This is a genomic window from Asaia sp. VD9 (genome assembly GCF_037150015.1).
Lineage (GTDB): Bacteria > Pseudomonadota > Alphaproteobacteria > Acetobacterales > Acetobacteraceae > Asaia.
In genome coordinates this window covers 182507-197592 of sequence record NZ_JBBCQM010000003.1, presented here as the reverse complement: position 1 = coordinate 197592, position 15086 = coordinate 182507, and the positions used below count along the sequence as shown (strand labels likewise).

The following is a 15086-nucleotide window of genomic DNA, read 5'->3' as shown; positions in this document are numbered from 1 at the left end:
ATCAGTCGCGCGCAGGATATCCGTCATCGCTGCGCCAGACGGAGGCACTATCCATGAAAATCCAGCGTCCCGTACCGGAGGCGTGGCCCTGGCCGGGGTTAAGACAATCGTGACACCAGACACGATCCCCCTCGCTATGGGCCCGCGCGGCAATCTCCGCCAGTTTCTGGAAATGATTGCTCGTGCCGTATTGCGGCGCCGTCGCATAGGCCGAGGCGGCAATGACTTTGGTAATGGCCTCCCGTGCATGAAGCGCACCCGGCACATCCACAGAACCATCGCCGTTGAGGCAGGACCCGGCGGTCCTGCCATCGGGCTGGATGAGACAGATCGAGCCGATCTTGCCTCCAAAATTCCACGCCAGATCGCTCATGGGTGTTCCCCCCTCGAAGCGATCCCGCACACGCTTGCCGTCCACGCGTAGTCCCAGCCTGACATCATAGCCACGCCAGTCTTTCTGACCGGCGACGTCATGATAGGAACGCGCGCCAAAATGCAGCGTGTTGCCGGATTGAAGCTGGCTCGCGAAGTCGGTCATGATGTGGTGCGAACCAAGGATCGCAGGATCAGCGGCCCCGGCGCCCGGAATCCAGGTGGAATAGCCCCTGTATTCGAGCGCGTCGCCATAGACCTGCGCGATATAGGCAGCTGGCAATTCATTGGGGCCATTCACCAGATAGCCATAACTATCTTCCGTGAAAGGGTGAGAAACGGTGCAGGAATCGCATTCGAAAGAGAGCGTGTAGCCATGGAAACTCGCGGCATGATCGCGATGAATGTTCTGGAAGCGCATGTCGAATTCATCGCGCTCATAGCTGCTTGCGCCTGACGAGGCCTCAGGGCCATAGACCCGATCCATGTCCATCACGACATAGCTGTTTTCGCCAAAATATTTTCCCGGGTCACCAATATAGGCAACGGGCGTCTTATAGGCGGTGCGGGTATCCAGATTGGTCCAGGCATTACCCTGCAACTGCGTCTCGGGTACGAGACCGTTCTGAAGGTATTTTCCCCCTCTCGCATTACCGGCGCCCAGAACGGACCAGCCATAGACATTGATATGCGTAGCGGTCCAATTGCTGATAATTCCGGCGTAAACCCAATTCGTCGGGCGTCCGTTTTCGTCGATGGCCGGCATGTCCGGCGCCCGCACATTGGTCGACAGGTACATGCCATGATGCAGAGCCGCCATCTGTGCAAGGCTCAGGGGCTGCTCCAGCGTCATTCCATCGGGTCCGAATGCCTTGATACGGAGCACCATGCGCGTCAGGCTGTTGTTCTGACCAATGAAGAACGCAACGGTCGCATTATCCCCATTGGCGATGGAATACGCACCCCGACGCGGATCGAGGGCGGAGATGGCGGCCTGTCCTCCTCCCTCACTTCCCATATTCCCGGAAGAAAAGACGCAAAGGGAACATCCGGCATTATACGAGCCATAGGGGCTGGCCCAGATGCTCAAAGCCTGATGAGGCGAGATATCAATCGTCTGGCCCTTGCGGTTTCGAAGCACAGAGCTTTGTCCACCGAGCATGACGGTCTCGTACCCCTGAGGCCCCCACTCGCCAGAGGGATGCTCGATCAGATTATTGGCAAGATGACTGACGGGGTAACGGGCAATCCGGCCATCAGGAGCGTGATACTCCCGCATGATTTCTCCTGACGAAGGGACCTCTCCGGAAGCCCCCCCTGCGGCGGAAGACGTGTCAAAGAGCTCCTGCGCCTGAGCGGCGGTCGTCGACAGACTCCCGATCGTCAGGAGAAACGCCAGAAATCTTGCCGTCATGTCGAGGGCCTTTCATGATCATGAATGCGCCTTGAGGAACTCCGTCCGAATGCATGAAAGGGCGCAACCCGGCCCAGCTTTGCAGCAGGAACGGCCATTCCCTGAGAGGGGGGCTCCGTTCCGCCGGATGCTGTCTTGCAGCGCGCGTATCCTTATCGGCCCCAGGGCGGGGCGATGGCACTCAGTCGTCGTACCCATCAGGATGGCGCTCGCGCCACGCGAGAGCAGTCTCGACGATCTGGTCCAGATTGCCGAACCGGGGTGCCCAGCCCGTTTCCTCTCGCAGGGTCGTCGAATCCGCTACCAGAAGCGCCGGATCACCCTCACGCCGTGGCGCTGCCTCCCATGGGACCTTGCGCCCGCTTACACGCTCGACGCTCTGAATCACCTCGAGATTGGAGTAGCCGCGTCCATTGCCCAGGTTATAGGTGACGCTGCGCTGATCGATCTGGGCAAGCGCTCTGATATGGGCGTCGGCCAGATCCGCCACATGGACGTAATCCCTTACGCAGGCACCGTCGGTTGTGGGATAATCCGTCCCAAACAGCTTCAAGGCCGGACGTCGGCCAAGGGCTGCGTCGATGGTGAGCGGAATGAGGTGTGTTTCCGGACGATGATCCTCCCCGGCGCGCCCCGCCGGATCAGCTCCGGCTGCATTGAAATAACGCAGGCAGGCGCTTCTGAGGCCATGAATCGCATCCGCCCAGTGCAGCACGCGCTCGATCATGAACTTGCTCTCTCCGTAAGGCGAGCCAGGCTTGATCAAAGCGGTTTCGGGAATCGGATCGGGACGTTCCGGACCACCGAATAGGGCTGCGGTGGAAGAGAATACGAACCGTTTTATCCCGTGCTCGACGCAGCTCTGCACGAGATTGAGGCCGGTGATATAATTTTGCCGCAGGTACAGGAAGGGGTCGCGCATGCTGTCCCCGACGAGCGACAGGGCCGCGAAATGCAGTACTCCATCCCAGCGTCCCTGCGAGAGAACCGCCGACACCGCCTGGATATCGAGCAGATCAACAACATGAAGGCGGGCCGCCGAGGGCACGGCGGCTCGATGCCCCGTGCTCAGATTATCGATGACCACGACCTCATGACCGGTATCCAGCAACGCAAGGACGACATGACTGCCGACAAATCCTGCCCCGCCCGTCACAAGATAACGCATCGAAACCCTCCTTTTGGGTGCCCTTTGCTCGAACCTTACAAGGGTACAAAATCACTCTCGGGGCGTTTTTATTTGTATCCATACTCTATTGGACAGATTTGTTTTCGAACGCAAGATGCGGCGCATCCCTGCCCTCCTCCTGAAGCCAGAGACAACCAGACTGACCCGCCTGTCTATGCTTGAAGGCTCCCTTGCATTCATACTTTTATTTCTTCATTACGTGGTTTAGTACAAGTAAAGACAATGATTAACCGTCTCTGGAATACCCATTTCCTCTTCGCAGCAAAGAGTCGAGGCGGCATACAGCCAAGAGATCCGAAGCCACCCTCAGACGCCGTCTTCAGGGGAGGTCGTACCAGTGAGACATGGGACAGGATCGCGCATGAGAAGCCGCTGTTCGCGCCTTCATGCCCTCGCAGACCTGCTTTTGGGCATCGCCCTGCTTCCGGGGAGCCACACCGAACAAACCCGCGCTTCCGGGGTCGCTCTGCCTCCTCTCAGGCGGCATAACGAGGGACGCTTTTCAGAACGGAATTGTGCATGCTTGTTCTCGCGTTCTACATCGCGGCCGGTTTTGCGGAAATCGCGGGATGCTTCGCTTTCTGGTCCTGTCTTCGTCTTGGACGATCAGCCTTGTGGCTCATTCCGGGCCTGATGAGTCTGACGCTGTTCGCCCTTATCCTCACGCGTATTGAAAGCGACAGCGCCGGACGCGCCTTTGCGGCGTATGGCGGCGTCTATATTACAGCCTCCCTGATCTGGATGCGTCTGGTTGAAGGGCGAAGCCCGGATCGATGGGACATGATCGGCGCCCTGATATGCCTCGCGGGAGCGGCGCTCATTTTATGGGGACCACGCTCGACATGAGGCGGCTCTTGCGCCATGCACAGCGGCAGGATCATCACCCGGAGGCCGCCTTGTTCCAGCCGCTCTATCGACGCACGCTTGCCCTGGCGGCATCCCCTCACGCAGGGTGGTGGCTCTTTGCCGTCGCTTTTGCCGAGGCCTCGTTTTTTCCCATCCCGGTCGACCTGCTTCTGATCCCGATGGTACTGGCGGCTCGTGAGCGCGCCTTTATCCTCGCGGCCATCTGCACCGTCGGCTCGGTGAGCGGGGCCCTTCTGGGCTGGGTTATCGGCGCGGTGCTGCTGCAGCATGTCGCTCTTCCGATCGTTCACTTCTATCACGCGGAGCATACTCTGGCGGTGATGCAGGAGAAGTTCCGTCAATATGGCGTGGCGATCATTCTGCTCAAGGGTCTTACCCCCATCCCCTTCAAGATTGTCACCATCGCCGCAGGGGCATCGCATTTTGCAATCCTCCCATTTTTGGCGGCCAGCCTGGTGACGCGCGGCGCGCGCTTCTTTCTGGTGGCCACGCTGCTCTGGTTCTATGGCGCGCCCATACGCGATTTCATCGAACGTCGACTGACGCTGGTCATGTGCGGCTTTCTCTTTCTGATCATCGCTGGCATTCTCGCCGTCACCTATCTGTAGCCTGCGCAAGGAGCCAGCATCATGCCCAACCAGATTGCCGTGGTCACAGGCGCGGGAGCCGGTATCGGGCGCGCCACCGTGCGTATGCTCGCTTCCTATGGCTTCGACATTGCCCTTCTGGGCCGCAACGCCCAGCGCCTTGAAGACGCCGCGGCGGAATTGCAGGGCAGTGGCATTCGTACCCTCACACTCGGCGTAGACGTGGCCGACGCCAAGGCCTTGTCCGAGGCCGCCGAACACATCGAACGCGAACTTGGCCCCATCACCGTCTGGATCAACGCAGCAGGCCTGACCGCCATCGGGCCGGTTCTGTCGCTCGATTCAGAGACGTTGCGACGTGTCACCGAGGTGACCTATCTCGGCTCGGTATACGGCACCCAGGCGGCCCTGACCTGCATGAGACGCCGCGGAAGCGGCACGATCGTCAATCTGGGCCTCGCCCATCCGTTACGCGGCCTGCCTCTGCAGGCCGCCGTCAATGGCGCGCATGCAGCGATCAGCGCTTTCTGCGACAGTGTCCGACCCGAGATCAGGGCGCTCTCCGACCGGATCGACCTCACCGTCGTGCATCTCCCCTCTATCAATACACCGCGTCTTGGCTGGAGCAGAAACCGGTCCGGACATACGCTCAAGCCGGTCGGAAGAGTCTATGAACCCGAAGTCGCGGCGCATGCGATCTGCCAGGCCGTGCTCGGCCATCATCGGGATATCTGGGTTGGTGCCTCGTCCATTCTCCCGAGCCTGATCAACGGCCTCGCCCCATCGCTGCGCGACCGTTATCTGGCGAAAAATGGTCTCAAGGCGCAATTCGCCGCTGGCGCACAGGCAGAAGCGGACGACTCATTCGACGAGAGCGTAGAGGGTGCCTATGCAGCCCATGGCCCCTATGAGGGCATTCCCCTTCGTGAACAGGGACGCAAGCCGCTCCTGCTGACCATTCCGCGTCGCATGGGCCTGGGAGCCGTCCTTATGGGATTACTCGGCCTAACCGCAGCCTGGTGCAGCGTCAGACGCAGATCCTGACGGCATCGCGCCAGGAGAGGCCCGCTCAGCTCGGTCGGCGGCTTGTATTGGCCGCCATGAGCGCACGATGCTGGTTGAGGCCCTTGATCAGCTTCTCGACATCATCCGGCCCGAAAACCAGCCCAACCGGCCCATAGGCCGGATGCTGGTAGGCAAGGGTCGAGCCCTCTGTCAGAGCATCGATCTGAAGGGCCCAGTTCGTATTATAGACGGGCAGGAAAGGGGCATTGCCGATCGAGGGCTGGGGCTGGTTGGCGGTCATCGCATAACGCACCCGACCCAGACTACCGATCAGCTGGGTCAATTGCTCCAGGGTGAGGTCGATTTCACCCTCGATCCCACTCCCTTCGAGGAACCGGAGTGTCGCTCCCGTGCCGTCCTCTTTCTGGACGACCTGCATTCTTGCCCCCATAGACCCGACCTTCCCTCAAAGAGTGTTCAGAGCCGGTCGTCCCCGGTCTGGATCCATCCGGCCTCGGCCCACCATCCATGAGCGCGTAATGCCGACGCCCCTCGTTGCGCCTGTTCCAGCTCAGCATAGAGACCAAAGCAGGTCGCACCCGAACCGCTCATCCTGGCAAAAAGACAGCCATCCGTGTTGTCCAGCCTCTCGATAACCTCAGCAATTACCGGAAACAGGGTTACCGCTGCCCGTTGTAGATCATTCGAAGTGGAACGCAATACTTCTGCCATGGCGTGGGGCGTATCCCATTGCTCGGGCAATACCGCCGGTGCGCAAAAATCGGCCTCTGATTCCTTCCACGCCTTGAACACCGCAGGAGTAGGCACGGCGACACCGGGATTGACCAACACCATCGCGCAGCGCGGCAATGCAGGCGCATGGACCAGAATCTCGCCAACACCCTGCATACGCTGTGTCGACTGGGCGAGGCATACCGGCACATCGGCACCAAGCGTTGCCGCAATAGGCGCCAGATCGATTTCATGACAAGCCCAGGCGGTTGCGAGAAGACGCAAGGCCGCAGCCGCATCGGCCGAACCTCCCCCGATCCCGGAAGCCACAGGCAGGTTCTTGGTCAGATGCAGGGCATAATCGGGCAGGTCCGATGCGGTATGGCCCGCCTGACGCGCGGCTGCACGCAGCGCGGCTGCTGCACGAAGCACGAGATTCTCTGGCCCCGCATCAAGCCCTGCCCCGAAAGGTCCATCGATCGTGAGCGAAAGGCCTTCACCCGTCTCGAGAGGCTCCTTCAAGGTCAGGATATCGGCCGTCTCGGCGAAGACAGCGAGCGAGTCCAGCTCATGGTAATTGTCGGGACGGCGGCCCGTGACATGCAGAAAAAGGTTGATCTTGGCATGGGCCAGAGAACGATCCGTGGGCATTGGCAGTCTCATCGAAATCGGGCTTATCGGGGCGAGGGTATGGCCCGCCCGCGCATCACGGGCAGATCCGGCCCTTGCGCCAGAGCCGCCTCGATCAGCGCGCGCGTTTCAGGCTCGGGCTTGTTGTTGAGGGCCTGGCTCCATTGGTCACGCGCCTCGAGCTGACGCCCCTGATACCAGTAGGCGACACCGAGATGATACGCGATTTCAGGATCTCCCGGTGCCGCATTCACTGCTGAGAGCAGCAGAGGCAGAGCCTGAGTGAGATCCCCGTTCTGCTTCAGAAGCGCCCAGGCATAGCTATCGCGAATCTCGGCGTCATCCGGGGCCAGATCCATGGCGCGCCGCAGAAGCTGCAAGGCCTGGTCCGGTCGCTCGTCATGCTCGACATCCGAATAACCGGCGTAATTCAGCAGAACAGGCTCCGACGGGTTGAGGGCCAGAGCCCGGTCAAGATCGGCCTGTGCCTTGTCACGATGTCCAAGATGGTCCCACGCAATGGCCCGCCCGAGAAGGAGGGGCCAGATGCGGGCCTCCATGACGCTTACGTGATTCAGGGCATGGGTATAGGTCGCAACAGCGGCCTCGGACTGGCCGAGCTGATCCTGTGTTGCCGCGAGTTCATTGAGAATATCGGGGTTGTCCGGGTTCGCCTTGACCACGCGCTCCAGAGCATGCAGCGCAGCCTTGAGGTCATGACGTTTGAGGGCAACCTGCGCCTGCGCGTGATCGGCAAGGGGCGCCAGGGGAGCATCGGCGCCGACGCCGTCGAGCGCAGTCTGGGCCATGTCGAGCTGGCCGTCATTGCGCAACTCCTCAGCGAGCAGAATCTTGGCGAGGGTAAGGTCGGGCTGCAGGAACAGCGCCCGACGCAGAAGCAAGATCTTGAGCTGGCGCACATCGCGCAGCTTGTCATCGCCTTGCGAAATTCCGCTGTCACCCTGGCCATGACGGTCCTGCGGGGCCGTATCGCCCAGCAGGGTCGTGACGCCGATCAGAAACTCGCCGAGCCCCTGTCGGGGCGAAAACCCTGGCCCCAGAGCCTGCGGCCGCAGACGACCGGAAACGAGCTGGAAGGCTGGCAAGAGCGCGCCCACCGCCGCCAATTTCCTGCGGGCCTCCGGCTCATGATGACGATAAGCCAGCCAGTCCGCCTGAAATTGCAGGGTGAGCACGCGCAGAAGCGGCGGAATGGTCGTGGCGTTGGGGTCAAGCTGCGCAAAAAGACGGTCCGTGTTGGCCTCGTCACGCAGTGAGGCGATGCGTGCCTGCTGCAACAGGGCCAGATAGATCACGGGATCGGGGGCACCATCCGGAGTACCCTGGGGCGTCACGACCGGGTCCAGCGCCCCATCGACCGGGTTGGCCCCATAGCGGCACCAGTCGATCAGCCCCTGCCCTGCTAGGCGCAGAAATCCCTGGGGCGCCTTGCCGTGAAGCGTAAACAACGTTTCAGCGCGTTTCCATTGCTCATCACGAAAGGCCACCGTTCCCATGACAATGCGCGCGAGACTCTCTTTAGGGGCCAGGGCCGCTAGGGAGAAGGCGCGGGCAGCGGCATCGGGACCCGCATCCATTGCCGCAAAACGGAGCGCCATGACGACAAAGTCAGGATCGCGATAGCCCAGCATGACCGAGTCATAAAGGGCACGATCGGCATCCGGGATATTATTGCGCTGCACCGCGACGATGCTGCCGAGCAAGCTGCCCGTCAGGGAGTGATCGGGCGCGGTCAGAGCCGGCCCTGTCGGGCTCGCGGCAGCATGGGCCGTTGCCCCACAGACGGAGGCGAGACAGGCGAGAAGGCCGAGCCGAAACGGAGAGTGCTTGGTTTGCATCGTGTGACAATCTAGACTGAACCCGAGCAGACACCAAACTGATAAGAAATCATGTCCCTTACCTTGTCCGGCCAGGACCGATCCGAGATTCTTGCCCTGCTGGACCTGTACCGGGAATGGGGGGTGGATTGCCTCCTTGATGAGGTTGCTCCCCAGCGTCTCGACCGCCCTGCGCCCCTGACCGCCCGGCCTGTGCGAAACGCGCCTTTGCGTACGCGTGCAGCGGTGCCTGGCACACTCCCGGCAGCCTCCATACGCCCGGCGCCGGTCGATCCGGAAACCGCGTCGCTTTGGGGCGTGGACAGCTTTCCCGCATGCGGTCTGGCCCGGACAGCCTCCACGAGCGTCCGGCCCCGGATTGTCCCGGGAGCAGCCCTCATGGTGATTGGCGATGCTCCTGATGCGGATGAAGACCGCTCCGGTACTGTGTTCGCCGGAGAGACAGGCAGATTGCTCGACCTGATCCTGCCCAGTATCGGCCTGGATCGCACGACCCTCTCCCAAGCGCCTGCCCTTCCCTGGCGGCCACCGGGCGGGCGGGCGGTATCCCTGATCGAAATGAGAGAATGTCGCGCCCTGCTTCAGGCGGCCATCATCAAGGCTCAGCCCGGTCGCCTCCTCCTGCTGGGGCCGACTCCACTTCGCCTCCTGATGGACGAACAAGCCAGTGTCGCCCGCTCACGCGGCAAATGGCTGACCCTGCGACTCGATAACGGGGCTGCCATCGAGGCCCTCGCATTGCAGCACCCGCAGCAGCTGGTTTCCAGCGCACGCGCCCGCCGGGAGATGTGGAAAGACCTCGTTTTCCTGGCGGAATGCCTCGAGGGCGCGCCGTGACACAGGTAGTTGCAATTGCTTAATAAAAAAAATTGATTTCAGCCCAGAAAAACGCCGTTTTTCGGCCGCAACCCTCTGGTAGAATTCCGCAAACACTCTTAGGATAGCGAACTCCTTTGGTGTGACCTTTTGGCCACTCTTGCCTTGTCGGGCGAGAGGGGCTACGAGCATCCCCACCATGCGAGGAATTTCTTATTTCGCGTCGAGTAATAGCGCCCGTGCTGCCATGCTGTGCGCGATGCTTGTGGCGGGAGCGACGTTCAATCCGCTTCGTGCCCAGGAAAGCAGACCGACGCTTAACCCTGCCGACCACGACAATGCCCAGAGTGAGGAAACGGCGTTCGCAACGCCGCGATCCTTCGCGCCTGGCGGGTCGAATGGTCTTCCCCACCCCCTAACCGCCTCAGACGCTGCGCTGCTGAAAGAGGCTTTCCGCGCCCAACGCGCGGGCGATTTCGAAACCGCCATTGCCCGCTCACGTGCCGCGCATGACAGCGTCCTGATGGGTGACCTTCTGGCCGAGCGTTATCTCAATCCGGCCTATCATCCCCAGCCTGTCCAGCTTCGCCTGTGGCTCAAGACCTTTTCGAGCCTGGCCGATGCCGGCGCCATCCAGTCTTTGCTCGTCTCATTGAGCCCTCGGGGGAGTGTCGCCACCCAGAACTTCCCGACATCGCTGGCCCCTTCAGACACCTCCACGACGGCAACCCCCGGCGCAATGGACCCCATCGCCCACCTGCTCAACCGCAATCCCCTGCTCGACCGCACCGTGACCGAGCGCCTCTCCTGGGGGCTCAAGGGCGGACAGAGTGCCGTAAGGCTCATCGATTCCACCCCGGGCATGACCCCGCTCTATGCAGCGCAACTCAAGGCTGAAGTGGCACTGGGCATGCTGAGTGCCGGTGAAACGGAGTTTGCCCTCGAAACGGCTCGGGCGGGTTTTGCCAGAAGTGCCCAGCAGCTCGGCTATGCCGGCTATGTGGCCGGGCTCGCCGCCTGGCGCGAGGGGGAATATCATGATGCCGCACAGTTCTTCGAGCAGGCATCTCGTGCCCAGACCACGACCAATGACGTCCGTGCAGCCAGCGCCTACTGGGCGGCGCGCGTGCATCGCCACCTGGCCGGGCCTGCCACACTGACCACATCCTGGCTCCAGCGCGCTGCCGCCGAGCCCGGCACATTCTACGGTATCCTGGCCCGTCAGATGCTCGGCCTGCACCACGCCGGGCAGACGCCAGTCACGCAGGAAACCGCTGATACCCTGCCGAAGAATGACGAAACGGCATTGCAGAATCCGATCCCTGTCATGGGTGAAATCGACGTCGAAGCCGTTGCCGCGACCCCGCAGGGGCGTCGTCTCTTCGCCCTTCTCCAGATTGGCGAGACGGCCCGGGCCGAGGCGCTTCTGCGCCGCATGTGGCCCGATATTGCCTCTGACACAGCGCTTTGCCACTCGGTTCAACTCGTCGCCGCCGCGGCGGGACTGCATGATTTGTCGGAGCAGATCGCGACGATTCTGGGTGCGCGAGACGGTCGCCCAGCGCATCTGGCCGGGTTCCCCATGCCGCAGCTGGCGCCGCGACACGGTTTCAAGATGGATCCGGCTCTTGTCTATGCCCTGACCCGGCTTGAATCGAACTTCGACGCCAAAGCCTCGTCGAGCGCCGGAGCCCATGGGCTGATGCAGATCCGTCCGCTTACCGCCAGCTTCGTGAGCGGCCCCAAACCCGCGCTCGATTCCCATGGCGTCGCGATCATCAACGTACCCGCCGATATGGTGGGACGCCTGCATAATCCGGCCGTCAATCTCGAGATCGGCCAGCTCTATGTGCAGTATCTGGCAGGATTGTCAGAGCGTTCCGAAGCGGCACCCAAGGGAGGGGATCTGATTCACACTTTGGCCTCCTATAACGCAGGGCCTGGCGCGATTGCACGCTGGGAGAGCGGCACCCCTCATGAAGCGGCGCTGATCCATGATCCGCTTCTTTTCATGGAATTGCTGCCCAACGGCGAGACACGCGACTACGTGCATCACGCCTTCGCCTATCTCTGGATCTATGCGGACAAGCTCGGGCTTCCTGCTCCCTCGCTCCATGCTCTGGCCCATGCCCAGTGGCCGCGCTTCGCCGATGAGCAGGAGATCGCAAGCGCCAGACCGGTAACCTATCACTAAGGGGCCACTGTCATTGTGACGGGCCTGAACGATTTTTGATAGGGGCGGCTCCCGACGAGGGTGTCGCCCTTATTTCTTTCCGAGCGTCTCCATTCTGATGATCCGTGCTCCGAGCGCGTCAAGAAAGGCGCCATCATGGGTCGAAACCAGAATACAGGCCGACCGCGCCGCCTCTGACAGCAGCGTCATCAGGAATTGCCGAGAGTCCACGTCGAGCCCATTGCCCGGCTCGTCCATCAACAACACTTGCGGCCTGCCTATAAAGGCCGAGGCGATAAGCATCTTGCGCCGCGTTCCGAGCGACAGCGCATCGTAACGCTTGTCGAGATGGGGCCCGAGACCAAAACCCTCGATCAGGTTCGACGACAGGCTTTCCGCCTTGCGGGCCCAGGCGCAGAGCGCGAAGAGGTCACGCCCGGTCATGAACGGGTACAGCGCGCCCTCATCCGGGACATAGGCAAGACAGGATTTCGCCGCCACGGGCTGCCGGGACAGGTCATGCCCTGCAATCAGAACCCGACCTCTTTGCAGTTTCGCCACTCCGGACAGGCCACGCAGCAGGGTCGATTTACCTGTGCCATTGCTCCCCCGGAGCCCGTGCAGGCCCACAGGGAGAGCAAGACTGACCGAAGAGAAAACAGCTCGTCCCTTATAGGCCATCTCGAGATCGATGCAGATCAGCCTGTCGCTCATGCAGGAACCTTCCAGAGAATGACCGTTACCCAGAATGCGGAAAGCGCGATCGCGGGCATGGGCCGCCACCGCGGATCGATCGACACGGTGAGCCGCAGGGCCGACAGCAACAGCAGATACGAAGCCAGCACACCCAAAGCGACACCGGGCGTCATCAGGCGATGCACGGCAAGCGGCAGCAGGCAAAGCAGGGCTGGAATCGTGAACAGCGCCAGAACAAGACCAATATCGCGCCCGACCCAGAAAAATCGGGATAAAGGCAAAGCGCGGCAAAAGCCGGCTGCACGCTCATGCGCCTCGGCAAGAGAAGCGAGGGGAACAAGGCAGGATTGCGCGATGAGCCCCATGACCACGATCTGCACCGGTACGGAGCGGGAATCATAGTCGAACCCGCGCAGGAGCGCCCACAAGGCAAAAGGCAAGACCCAGACGAGGAGCATGATTATGGGCGTGGCATTGCCCCTTTCGACACAACACCTGATCTGGAGACGTAGAACGGGCGTTACGAGCCCTAGCGTGCCAGCCCTAGGCAATGCCGCTCGGGCAGAATGACGACGAAGGCCGGACCAGCCTTCATGGCGCGTACCCAGAAGCAAACCCGCTCCTCCGCACAGGACAGGCAGGGCAAGGACCGGCAGAGCTGCGCCAGAAGTCCCCATGCCGCAGTCGAGGGCAAGCGCCAGATCGGCAATCAGAATGAATGGGATCAGCAGGGGCGCAGCCTCAATACGAGCTGCTTGGAGGAGAATTGTCAGTCCCGCAAAAACCAGCGCTCTCATTATATAGAGCAATGCCGCCAGCGAGACCCCGGTCCCGACCAGAGCGAGCCCGACCGGCAGAGGGACCAGTAATGGGAGGTCGAGCAGGCATAGGAGCCCGGCAGTGATAAAAAGACGTATGTTCAGGGAAATGGGCAGGCTGTCGAGATAACCCCTGAAAGCCCCACCGCGCAAAACCGCCCGCAGTCCCTCCGCCCAGAGCAGATAGCCTGTCTGGGCGAAAATGATTGCGCCGACATGCGGCCCAATGGCTCCGGAAAAGGCATCAAAGCGCGTCGTAGGCGGCGCCAGCATGAAGACCATGAAATGCGCTGCGCGTAGCAGCAGGGCGACAATCGGAAGGGACGGTGAGAGCAAGATAATGGCAAGCAATGCGAGCCAGCGCTGCATGAGGAGTGTCTTGCCCGCATGCAGCAGATAACGCAGCCGCAATCGGAAATAAGCGTACAGGCTGTAGGGGGCTATGCTTCCGACCTCGCCCGCCCCGTCAGGTGCCGCCGCAACCGGTGGGGAAAGCACCGACAATTCCGTCATCGCACTTCCTCTTCACACCAGCGTAGGCACCGCTGAAAACGAGCTCAGTTCTCCGCCAGCACCTGACGGCTGGCCCTTACCTTGGTCACGCGACGTTGCTCCATTTCGACCACCTCGAACAGCCAGCCTGCGAAGACCACCTTGTCACCCTTGGCGGGTACGCGGCGCAACAGGGCAAGGATGGCACCCGCCAGCGTATGATAGCTCCCCGCAGCAGGCAGATCGGGCAGGTCGAGCACCGAACGCACTTCATCGGCGGGCATGAAGCCATCGAGCACATATTCGTCCCGCGGCTGAGGATTTTCACGCTCGGTCTTGTTCTTCTCGGCGGTTTCGTCACCCACGATCGCCTCAAAGATATCCGAAGGCGTGACGATCCCCTCGAAGGAACCGTATTCGTCGAGAACGAAAGCAATGCCGAGGCGCTCGCCACGCATGCGTTCGATCATGTCCTGCGCCGTCAGGCTGTCCGGCACGACAATCGGCTGACGCAGGGCGGCTTCGATGGAAATCGGCAGCCCCTGAAGCAGGCGGTCCATCAGATCCTTGGCCAGAACCACGCCGACAGGATGGTCCACATCGCCTTCACAGACGAGGATACGGGTATAGGTGGACTGGCGCAGCTTCACGATCAGCGCATCGCGGCTGGCATGACGATCGACCCAGAAGAGTTCGTTACGCGGCGTCATGATCGCGCGTACGGGGCGATCGGCCAGGCGGAGCAGGCGTTCGATCATGATGCGCTCCTCGGTTTCAAGCACACCGGCCTGAGCGCCCTCGGCCAGGATGGCGCGCAGTTCCTCTTCCGTGATCGCAGCGCGTGTCAGACCTCCCACGCCGAAAAGACGCAGCACAAGGTTGGAGGTCCCGCTCAGCAGCGCCACCACAGGGCGTGAGATAGTCAGGAGCGCCGAGAGAATGAAGGAGAGGCGAGCCGCCATCTTCTCGGGCTGTTGCAACGCGATCTGCTTGGGGACGAGTTCGCCAAAGACCAGCATGGCGAAGGTGATGGCCATCACCACGATGCCGATGGACAATTCATTGGCGAAAGGACGCAACATGTCGCTCCGCCGGATCAGCAGCGCCAGATCCTCCTCAATCTGGCTGCCGCCAAAGGCGCCTTCGAGAATGGAGACCAGTGTCATGCCGATCTGCACGGTCGGCAGAAAGGAATGGGGCTCATCGGCCAGACGCAGCGCCCGTTCTGCACCACGCACCCCACGCTTGACCAGCGCCGCAAGACGCGGCCGCTTGGCCGAGATCAGCGCCATTTCGCCCATGGCGAAGATGCTGTTCAAGGCGATGAGAAGACAGATGACCAGAATGGGGGTGAGCATGGCGCCCTTCGTTCGGAAAAAAAGAAAAGGCGGACATACACGCTGTATGTCCGCCCTTTCAGGATAAAGCTGTCATGC

At 61.5% G+C, this 15086-nt stretch carries 13 protein-coding genes; 5 read left to right on the top strand and 8 right to left on the bottom strand.

Translation table 11 applies throughout. The annotated features are described in order from the left end of the window. Position 1: 1 nt before the first annotated feature. The gene (locus WFJ47_RS05515; protein ID WP_336761423.1) at positions 2–1786 is read right to left on the bottom strand and encodes a hypothetical protein; all 1785 of its coding nucleotides are present in this window, start codon (positions 1784–1786) and stop codon (positions 2–4) included. A 181-nt stretch (positions 1787–1967) separates the two neighbouring features. After that, complete coding sequence (galE, locus tag WFJ47_RS05510; RefSeq protein ID WP_336761421.1) at positions 1968–2954, bottom strand: UDP-glucose 4-epimerase GalE; 987 nt, start codon at positions 2952–2954, stop codon at positions 1968–1970. A gap of 540 nt (positions 2955–3494) precedes the next feature. Between galE and WFJ47_RS05505 the strand changes: the two genes are divergently transcribed. Genes WFJ47_RS05505 through WFJ47_RS05495 form a run of 3 tightly spaced genes read left to right on the top strand, consistent with a single transcriptional unit; the run spans position 3495 to position 5473 of the window. Then, positions 3495–3821, top strand: coding sequence for a YnfA family protein (locus WFJ47_RS05505; RefSeq protein ID WP_127102662.1), 327 nt, complete (start codon positions 3495–3497; stop codon positions 3819–3821). Next, on the top strand, positions 3818–4450 hold the full coding sequence (locus tag WFJ47_RS05500; RefSeq protein WP_408868622.1) for a YqaA family protein: 633 nt from the start codon (positions 3818–3820) through the stop codon (positions 4448–4450). Before WFJ47_RS05505 ends, WFJ47_RS05500 begins: the two co-directional genes overlap by 4 nt. 21 nt (positions 4451–4471) lie before the next feature. Further along, positions 4472–5473 carry an SDR family oxidoreductase gene (locus tag WFJ47_RS05495; RefSeq protein ID WP_336761418.1) on the top strand — a complete coding sequence of 334 codons (1002 nt, stop codon included), beginning with the start codon at positions 4472–4474 and terminating at the stop codon, positions 5471–5473. A 25-nt stretch (positions 5474–5498) separates the two neighbouring features. Here the strand turns inward: WFJ47_RS05495 and WFJ47_RS05490 are convergent, their stop codons facing one another. Genes WFJ47_RS05490 through WFJ47_RS05480 form a run of 3 tightly spaced genes read right to left on the bottom strand, consistent with a single transcriptional unit; the run spans position 5499 to position 8655 of the window. Beyond that, the gene (locus WFJ47_RS05490; protein ID WP_199751844.1) at positions 5499–5873 is read right to left on the bottom strand and encodes a hypothetical protein; all 375 of its coding nucleotides are present in this window, start codon (positions 5871–5873) and stop codon (positions 5499–5501) included. A 38-nt stretch (positions 5874–5911) separates the two neighbouring features. Further along, complete coding sequence (locus tag WFJ47_RS05485; protein WP_336761415.1) at positions 5912–6817, bottom strand: 4-(cytidine 5'-diphospho)-2-C-methyl-D-erythritol kinase; 906 nt, start codon at positions 6815–6817, stop codon at positions 5912–5914. 23 nt (positions 6818–6840) lie between these two features. Beyond that, positions 6841–8655, bottom strand: a complete 1815-nt coding sequence (locus WFJ47_RS05480) for a tetratricopeptide repeat protein (protein WP_336761413.1) — start codon at positions 8653–8655, stop codon at positions 6841–6843. Between the two features lie 51 nt (positions 8656–8706). On the opposite strand from WFJ47_RS05480, the gene WFJ47_RS05475 reads away from it, so the two are divergent. Beyond that, positions 8707–9492 carry a uracil-DNA glycosylase gene (locus WFJ47_RS05475; protein WP_336761411.1) on the top strand — a complete coding sequence of 262 codons (786 nt, stop codon included), beginning with the start codon at positions 8707–8709 and terminating at the stop codon, positions 9490–9492. Between the two features lie 178 nt (positions 9493–9670). Continuing rightward, positions 9671–11665, top strand: coding sequence for a transglycosylase SLT domain-containing protein (locus WFJ47_RS05470; RefSeq protein WP_336761409.1), 1995 nt, complete (start codon positions 9671–9673; stop codon positions 11663–11665). 69 nt (positions 11666–11734) lie between these two features. Here WFJ47_RS05470 and WFJ47_RS05465 read toward each other — a convergent pair whose 3' ends face one another. From WFJ47_RS05465 to WFJ47_RS05455, 3 genes are read right to left on the bottom strand one after another with little or no spacing between them, the layout of a single operon-like run. Beyond that, positions 11735–12358, bottom strand: a complete 624-nt coding sequence (locus WFJ47_RS05465) for an ABC transporter ATP-binding protein (RefSeq protein ID WP_336761407.1) — start codon at positions 12356–12358, stop codon at positions 11735–11737. Beyond that, a complete protein-coding gene (locus WFJ47_RS05460) occupies positions 12355–13671 on the bottom strand; it encodes a hypothetical protein (RefSeq protein ID WP_336761405.1) in 1317 nt (438 codons plus the stop codon). Before WFJ47_RS05460 ends, WFJ47_RS05465 begins: the two co-directional genes overlap by 4 nt. 44 nt (positions 13672–13715) lie before the next feature. Then, on the bottom strand, positions 13716–15008 hold the full coding sequence (locus tag WFJ47_RS05455; RefSeq protein ID WP_127102671.1) for a hemolysin family protein: 1293 nt from the start codon (positions 15006–15008) through the stop codon (positions 13716–13718). Positions 15009–15086: the final 78 nt, after the last annotated feature.

Bases quoted from the DNA above. Each gene is read 5' to 3' on its own strand.
- WFJ47_RS05515 (WP_336761423.1), bottom strand. From the start codon at position 1,786: ATGACGGCAAGATTTCTGGCGTTTCTCCTGACGATCGGGAGTCTGTCG.
- galE (WP_336761421.1), bottom strand. From the start codon at position 2,954: ATGCGTTATCTTGTGACGGGCGGGGCAGGATTTGTCGGCAGTCATGTC.
- WFJ47_RS05505 (WP_127102662.1), top strand. From the start codon at position 3,495: ATGCTTGTTCTCGCGTTCTACATCGCGGCCGGTTTTGCGGAAATCGCG.
- WFJ47_RS05500 (WP_408868622.1), top strand. From the start codon at position 3,818: ATGAGGCGGCTCTTGCGCCATGCACAGCGGCAGGATCATCACCCGGAG.
- WFJ47_RS05495 (WP_336761418.1), top strand. From the start codon at position 4,472: ATGCCCAACCAGATTGCCGTGGTCACAGGCGCGGGAGCCGGTATCGGG.
- WFJ47_RS05490 (WP_199751844.1), bottom strand. From the start codon at position 5,873: ATGCAGGTCGTCCAGAAAGAGGACGGCACGGGAGCGACACTCCGGTTC.
- WFJ47_RS05485 (WP_336761415.1), bottom strand. From the start codon at position 6,817: ATGCCCACGGATCGTTCTCTGGCCCATGCCAAGATCAACCTTTTTCTG.
- WFJ47_RS05480 (WP_336761413.1), bottom strand. From the start codon at position 8,655: ATGCAAACCAAGCACTCTCCGTTTCGGCTCGGCCTTCTCGCCTGTCTC.
- WFJ47_RS05475 (WP_336761411.1), top strand. From the start codon at position 8,707: ATGTCCCTTACCTTGTCCGGCCAGGACCGATCCGAGATTCTTGCCCTG.
- WFJ47_RS05470 (WP_336761409.1), top strand. From the start codon at position 9,671: ATGCGAGGAATTTCTTATTTCGCGTCGAGTAATAGCGCCCGTGCTGCC.
- WFJ47_RS05465 (WP_336761407.1), bottom strand. From the start codon at position 12,358: ATGAGCGACAGGCTGATCTGCATCGATCTCGAGATGGCCTATAAGGGA.
- WFJ47_RS05460 (WP_336761405.1), bottom strand. From the start codon at position 13,671: ATGACGGAATTGTCGGTGCTTTCCCCACCGGTTGCGGCGGCACCTGAC.
- WFJ47_RS05455 (WP_127102671.1), bottom strand. From the start codon at position 15,008: ATGCTCACCCCCATTCTGGTCATCTGTCTTCTCATCGCCTTGAACAGC.